This is a genomic window from Williamsia sp., from assembly GCF_036566845.1.
GTDB lineage: Bacteria > Actinomycetota > Actinomycetes > Mycobacteriales > Mycobacteriaceae > Williamsia.
This window is the reverse complement of the sequence record NZ_DATCVM010000165.1, coordinates 1-6,135: the sequence shown is the minus strand read 5'-3', so window position 1 is coordinate 6,135 and position 6,135 is coordinate 1. Positions and strand designations below refer to the sequence as shown.

At 63.5% G+C, this 6,135-nt stretch carries 6 protein-coding genes; all 6 read right to left on the bottom strand.

What is annotated here, in order from left to right; genetic code table 11:
• On the bottom strand, positions 1-439 hold a 439-nt coding region (locus VIQ49_RS15990; RefSeq protein WP_331886335.1), incomplete at its 3' end, for a CoA transferase.
• 6 nt (positions 440-445) lie between these two features.
• Positions 446-1,408: an enoyl-CoA hydratase/isomerase family protein gene (locus VIQ49_RS15985; RefSeq protein ID WP_331886333.1), complete on the bottom strand. Its 963-nt coding sequence runs from the start codon at positions 1,406-1,408 to the stop codon at positions 446-448.
• Positions 1,405-2,607: a M24 family metallopeptidase gene (locus VIQ49_RS15980; RefSeq protein ID WP_331886331.1), complete on the bottom strand. Its 1,203-nt coding sequence runs from the start codon at positions 2,605-2,607 to the stop codon at positions 1,405-1,407. Before VIQ49_RS15980 ends, VIQ49_RS15985 begins: the two co-directional genes overlap by 4 nt.
• Positions 2,597-3,766: a Xaa-Pro peptidase family protein gene (locus VIQ49_RS15975; protein WP_331886329.1), complete on the bottom strand. Its 1,170-nt coding sequence runs from the start codon at positions 3,764-3,766 to the stop codon at positions 2,597-2,599. The genes VIQ49_RS15980 and VIQ49_RS15975 overlap by 11 nt, the downstream gene beginning before the upstream one ends.
• A 110-nt stretch (positions 3,767-3,876) precedes the next feature.
• Positions 3,877-5,046 carry an amidohydrolase family protein gene (locus VIQ49_RS15970; RefSeq protein ID WP_331886327.1) on the bottom strand — a complete coding sequence of 390 codons (1,170 nt, stop codon included), beginning with the start codon at positions 5,044-5,046 and terminating at the stop codon, positions 3,877-3,879.
• An 846-nt stretch (positions 5,047-5,892) separates the two neighbouring features.
• Positions 5,893-6,135: PfkB family carbohydrate kinase (locus tag VIQ49_RS15965; RefSeq protein WP_331886325.1), on the bottom strand; the 243-nt coding region annotated here is incomplete at its 5' end.

Below are 6,135 nucleotides of genomic sequence, written 5' to 3'. Positions count from 1 at the left end.
TGGCGGGGCGATCGCTCCATGGCCCGGTGAGACCGAACGGCGTGATCGCGGTGACGGTGAGATGCGGATGTCGGCGATGAATCTCCGCGGCGGTCAACGACGGCCGTTCGGTGATGCGCGAGTTCTGTGACCACACCACTGCATCCGCGTCGGTCAGTAGCCTCTCCAGGAGTCCGAGGTCGTCGGGATCGTCCGGGTCGACCGTCACGCTGTGTTTCGAGCACGCCAGGTAGCTGAACAGTGCGCCGTCGGATCCGGTGTCGATGTTCGCACCCGACGCCGACCACCCGCGTAGCGGATCACCCTCGGGGGGTTCGACTTTGATGATGCGTGCCCCGCCGTCGGCGAGCAGCTTGGTGCAGTACGCCCCGGCAATACCCGTCGAGAGATCAACGACGACATAGCCGTCGAGTGGGTGTCGCGCATTCGTGGTCGGCATCGGTTTCTATTTCTTCTTCTTGCGACCGGACTTGCTCAGCCTGAACTCTGGTGGGTACTGGTCGTCGTTGCCCTTCACGGTGATGTTGAGACCGCGTCCGAAGGTGTCTTCGTCCTCGAGCATCACCTCGTCGCCATCGGCAATGATGTTGCTGCCCATCGACTCGAAGAAGGCCGACATCAGGCTGCCCATGTATTCGCCCTGCTGTTGCTTCATGATCTCGAAGAACGTCTTCTGCATGAAGACGGTGTCGGTCGGACGGGTACGCGCGCACGAGGAGGCGTACTTCGCGACCTCGGCCTCGAGGTCGGTGCGGGGCACCACACTGTTGATGAAGCCGCAGGCGTCCATCTCCGCGGCGGTGAAGGCCCGGCCGGTGAAGACCATTTCCTGAAACTTCCGCATTCCCATGGCCTGCGCCCATGTCCACATCCGAGGACCCCAGCCGTGATAGCGGAACGACGGGTGGCCGAAGAGGGTGTCGTCGGCCGAGATCACCAGGTCGGCGTCCGCGGCCTGATAGAAATGCCAGCCGTAACAGTAGCCCTTGGTTTCCACGATGCTGATCTTCTTGAACTCCTGCAGACTTCGGCATCCGGCCTGCGGATTGGCGTACCACTGGCTGACCGACGCACCGAACCGAAACGACCCGCGGGGCGGTGCCGTGACATCGTCCTCCTCGAGCTTGAACTCGCGGAGCCGCGCCGCCGGCGACTCCGCGTTCTGGTTGGCCATGAACTCGGGAAGGTCGGCACCGGAACCGAAGTCGTCGCCCACACCGCGTACCACCAGCACCTTGACGTCGTCATCGATGCTGCACCGATGGATCAGATCGCCGTAGCGCAGACGGGCGGCCGCGGTGGGAGCGTTGAGCTGGTCCGGACGGTTGAAGGTGATCGTTGCGATCTTGGACTTCCGGTCCTTCTCGAACAGGATGATCTCTTCGGGTTTGGGAAGTGAATCGGTCATGCTGTGCTGACCTCCTTGTCGTTCGGACCCGCGGTGTTCGTCGCCATGGTGTTCGGCGCGACGGTGTCTCCGGCCACATACCCGGTCCACCACGGAGCGCTGGTGAGGACTTCATGTCCGTGATCGGTGATCAGGACGGCATCGCGGCCGAAGACCGCACCGACTCCCGGGGCCCAGACGTAGCTGGTGACGGCCAGGACCATGCCCGGCGCGAGCAGTTCCGAGGCGTTGGTGTCGGGCAGGTGCGGCGATACGACGGGTGGGTCGAATCCCAGCCCCAAACCATGTGCCACCGGTGTCGCGGGTAGCGGTTCGCCGGCCGCCTCATATGCGGACAGCAGGGAACCGGCCGGTTCTCCGGGTACACAGGCGGCAAAGAGCTGTTCTCGCAGCGCCTCTGAGCGGCGGTACAGCGCGCGGGTGTCGTCGGTGACGTCGCCGACCGGCCAGGTACGTCCGACCTCGCCGGTATAGCCCTGGTCGAGTACCCCGGCGGCGAATGCGACCAGGTCGCCGGCGGCGACTTCACCGCTCCCGCCTGCGCGGCGGCCGTGGTGGTCCCGTGAGGTGATCCACGCGCCGTCCTGGGTGGCCGGTGTGCTGACACCACCGGCGGCCATGGCTTCCAGCAGGACACCCGTCAGCCGCTGATCTCTGATCCCGGGCCGGAGTTCGGCGACTGCCGCCGCCAGCCCGATTTCGGCGACCTGCAGTGCCTCCCGGATGGATGTGATCTCGTCGTCGGTCTTGATCCGCCGCGCGGCGCGCAGTGCGACCTCGGCATCGATCAGCTCGGCGTTCGGGAACGCGTGAGGGAGGAGCTCGGCGAAACCCGGTGAGAGAGCGTCTATCCCGACTCGCCGGGCGGTTGCTGCGCCCTCGATCTCTTTGAGCACCTCGATGATGTTCATCGGGTTCCACGCGATTCCGTAGAGGTGATCGTGGGGGATGTCCTCAGGGATGCCCTCATCCCAGGTGCTGAGCAGGTGGATCTCACCGGTCTTCCGTGACAGGACGCAGTTCGGTGCGAACGGCCGGGTACCGGCGACCCAGAGTTGCGTTGCGCCGCTGACGTAACGGACGTTGGCCTGCCGACCCAGGACGAGTATGTCGAGGTCGTATGCCTCCATCTGGGCCAGTGCGCGCTCTCGCCGTCCGGTGCGGAGAGCGCGGTCATCGGCCAGGATTTCAGTCGCCATAGGGGGTGTACGGGTAGTCGGTGAGTGGCGCGAAGCCCTCTTCGGTGATGACCACGATCTCCTCGCTGCGGTAGCCGCCGGTGCCGTCTTCCCAGACAACCGGCTCGAGCACAAGCACCATCCCCGGCTCGAGGATGAAGTTCTTGTCGTAGGTGGGGCCCAGATCGGTTCCGATCATGGGCATTTCGGCTGCGGATGTACCGATGCCATGTCCGAGGTAGAAATGCGGAAGCCACGGTTTCGTTCCACCGTTTGCCGCGATGGCGGCGTCGGCGAGATCCTCCAGCGTGGCGCCGGGCCGCAGTGTCTCGAACACTGCGGTGATCAGGTCTTTCCACTGCCTGAACTGGGCCTGCTGGCGCGGATTCGGGTCTTGCCCGACGATCCAGGTGCGTCCGAAGTCGGAGCAGTAGCCCGAGTACGTGATGCTGACGTCGACCCAGAGGACATCGCCGGCGGCGAGCTCACGTTCGGTGGTCAACAGCGGGAGGGCGAGGTCGCCGTGGGTGGTCCACACGCCGCTCTCTTTGCTCGAAGGCATCACCTGCCAGATGGCGTCGAGCATGTTGGCCGTCGCTCCGCGCTCGAACGCCCGTCGGACAAAGCCTGCGGACAGGTCGATCTGCCGCATCCCCGGCGCGAGAGCGGCCTGGACCTCGACCATCGCCTCTTCCGTTATGCGACAGGCATTCCTGATGCACGACAGCTCATCGACGGTCTTGATGAGCTTGGCGGCGCCGATGACGAGTGCGGCGTCGTGCGGTGGTCCGGATGGGAAGAGTCGCTTGGCCGCACGCAGCATCGCCCCGGTGCTCTCGTCGACGGCATAGGTGGCGTCGGCGGGCACGAGGTCTGCCAAGATCCGGGCGAACGTTTCGACACCCTCGTCGAACTCGAGGTACACCGGCGGGAACACATGGTCGTCGGGAAGGACCGAATCTGCCGGTGCACCATCGCGAATGGGTAAGAACAGGTACGGCAATTCGTCGTCGGGAAGGATCACCGCAACCGGTCGTTCGACGTGTGACAGGCCTGCGTCACCCAACGGCCAGCTCACGCCGGTCGCGTAGGCCACCGCGTTGTTGCCGAGCAGAATCAACGCGTCGATGCCGCGCTCGGTCATCTCCGCTCGGATCCGGGCGCCGGTTTTTCGACGCATACGGGCAAGGTCGGGCTTGTCCGGGATCTTCAAAGTTGTTCTGTTGCTGGTCAAGACAGATGATGTCAAGGGAAGCTGTCGCTTTCTCGGTAGATGCCGGGCTGTTCTTGCTAGATGCCCAGGAACTTCGTCACATTGGTACTGACGGCCTTGACCGCGTTCTCGGGACCGAGGGCATCGACCACGGCGCCGATCGACTTCTCGGAGTAGCCGAAGCTGCTCTCGTTGTGTGGGTAGTCGGACGACCACATGACGTGATCGATTCCGATCTGCTCGATCATCTGCAGGCCCAGCGGATCCACGATGAACGATGCGCTCATGTGCTTGTCCCAGTAGTGCCGAACATCATGTTCGACAGGTCGATTCAGCATGTGCCGGAACGAGGCCAGCATGTGCTCGGCGTCCTGGATGGCCGACGGAACCCAGTTGATCCCGCCTTCGAACCAGCCGATCTTGAGGCCGGGATGACGGTCGATGATGCCGCTGAAGATGTATTTGGCGAACATCTCCCGGAACGGCGCCACATTGTGCATCATGCCGACGGCAACACTGTTGACCTCGCAGGGGCTCGACAGCGGTGCTTCTCCGATGTGGTGTGCCAACGGGACGCCGGACTCCTCGATGGCATCCCAGACCGGGATCATCGACGTGCTGCCGTAGTCGATGGGAGTGCCCTCGAGATCCTTGCCTGCCGAGAGCGGCATCAGGAAGGTCTTGAGCCCCAGCGACTTCAATTCGTCAAGCGTGCGCCGGGTGCCGGCGGCATCCCACCAATTGATCAGGCCGACGCCGTAGAACCGGCCGCCGGATCTCTCTTGGAGATCGGCGATGTACTCGTTGTAGATGCGGAACGCGCGTTCGCGGATGTCTCGGTCGGGGTAATACAGCAGTGCCAGAAGGGCATTGGGGAAGGCGAGCTCTTTGGAGACGCCGTCCGCGGCCAGTTCGTCGAGCCGGGCCTCGATGTTGGCGCTACCGGAGCCGACCAATGGGTCATACTGCATCAGGACGTGGCTGAAGTCGCCGGGCAGGAACGATTTGCCCTTGCGTCCCAACTGGAAAGCGCCTTCCTCGTACCACACACGCGGCGCCTTCTCGCGGAGTTCTTCGGGAAACCGCTCGAAGAAGATATCGTCCGCGAGCGAGATGTGATTGTCCGCGGAGAACACCTGCGTCCCGGTGGGGAGCCCGAGGTCGCCGACGGCGTGCCCATGACGGTCTTTCGGTGGGGCGAGTCCTTCCGGTGGATACAACGATGCACCGGCGGTATGAAGCGACATTACTTCTCCATCTGTTCGACTGGTTGGCTGAGTTCACGTGACGCCGATGGGCGTCGGGTGCAGCAAGCTCGCTCTGAGGCGAGCGGGGAAGTGGGCAACCTGGTGAGCGCCTCCAGGTGCGTGACGATTCCGTCGCCGGCTGTTGCGACGGAATTCGAAAAGGTCCGCACCCGAGAGCGGAGCGCGCTCGAGGCCACAGAGGAATACGTTTTCCGTTCTCCGGGCTCGGAGGAAAACGGCAATACCCTGTAGCGGAAGTCACATTATCACGCACATTCGGTGTTAGCCAGAGTGTTTTTCGGGCTTATGTGACTGTCTTCGCACGCCGGATGGGGGGCCAGATCGACACATCTTCCGAAAGGTCCTCGCAGGGTTACTTATGCGTGTAAGTTGGCGATCGAGTGAGTTGGGTGTCGTGATGGCTGCACGTCGAGAAACCAGCCCGGCAAGCTCGGGAAGGGGAGTCCGGTGTCGGCACGTGTGTCGACTGTCAGTGCAGGTAGGGCCTGGGAAGTGCTCTGCTGTCAGTGCAGACGTATCGCGCGGCGCAAACCTCGAATGGGTGCTACGGCCGCGGAGAGTCCGCCTCCGCCCGCATCAATTACGTGGATGTGCATGGATCGGCGTCCACGCGCCGGGACACGTCGATGAAGGATGGGGGCAGGCCGGGACGATAAATCGAATTTCGAGGACGTATTCTCCGGACGAATGCGATTTCACACCGATGTGCGGGCACACCGGTTCAAATGATTGTTTGCCTATTCTGTGTGCAATTGTTTCCACTCGGAATTGATGGGTGGAAACCTTGCGGAGTTCACCGGATGGCCGCTACGCGTGACATGCGGATCAACTCGGCAGGGCCGCCGTCGACGAGGCCCAGTCGAAGTCGCCGTGGTCGCTGCCGAGGCCGGTCGCCACCACCCCTGCCACAGCGCAGCCCAGCTGCGCCGCACGCAGCATGCTGAAGTCCGCCAATCGGCCGGCGATGAAGCCGGCCGAGAACGCGTCGCCGCACCCACTGGTGTCGACAACATCGACGTCGGTGGCTTCGGCGTGTTCGACGGTGGTCGCCGTCACCACCCAGGCCCC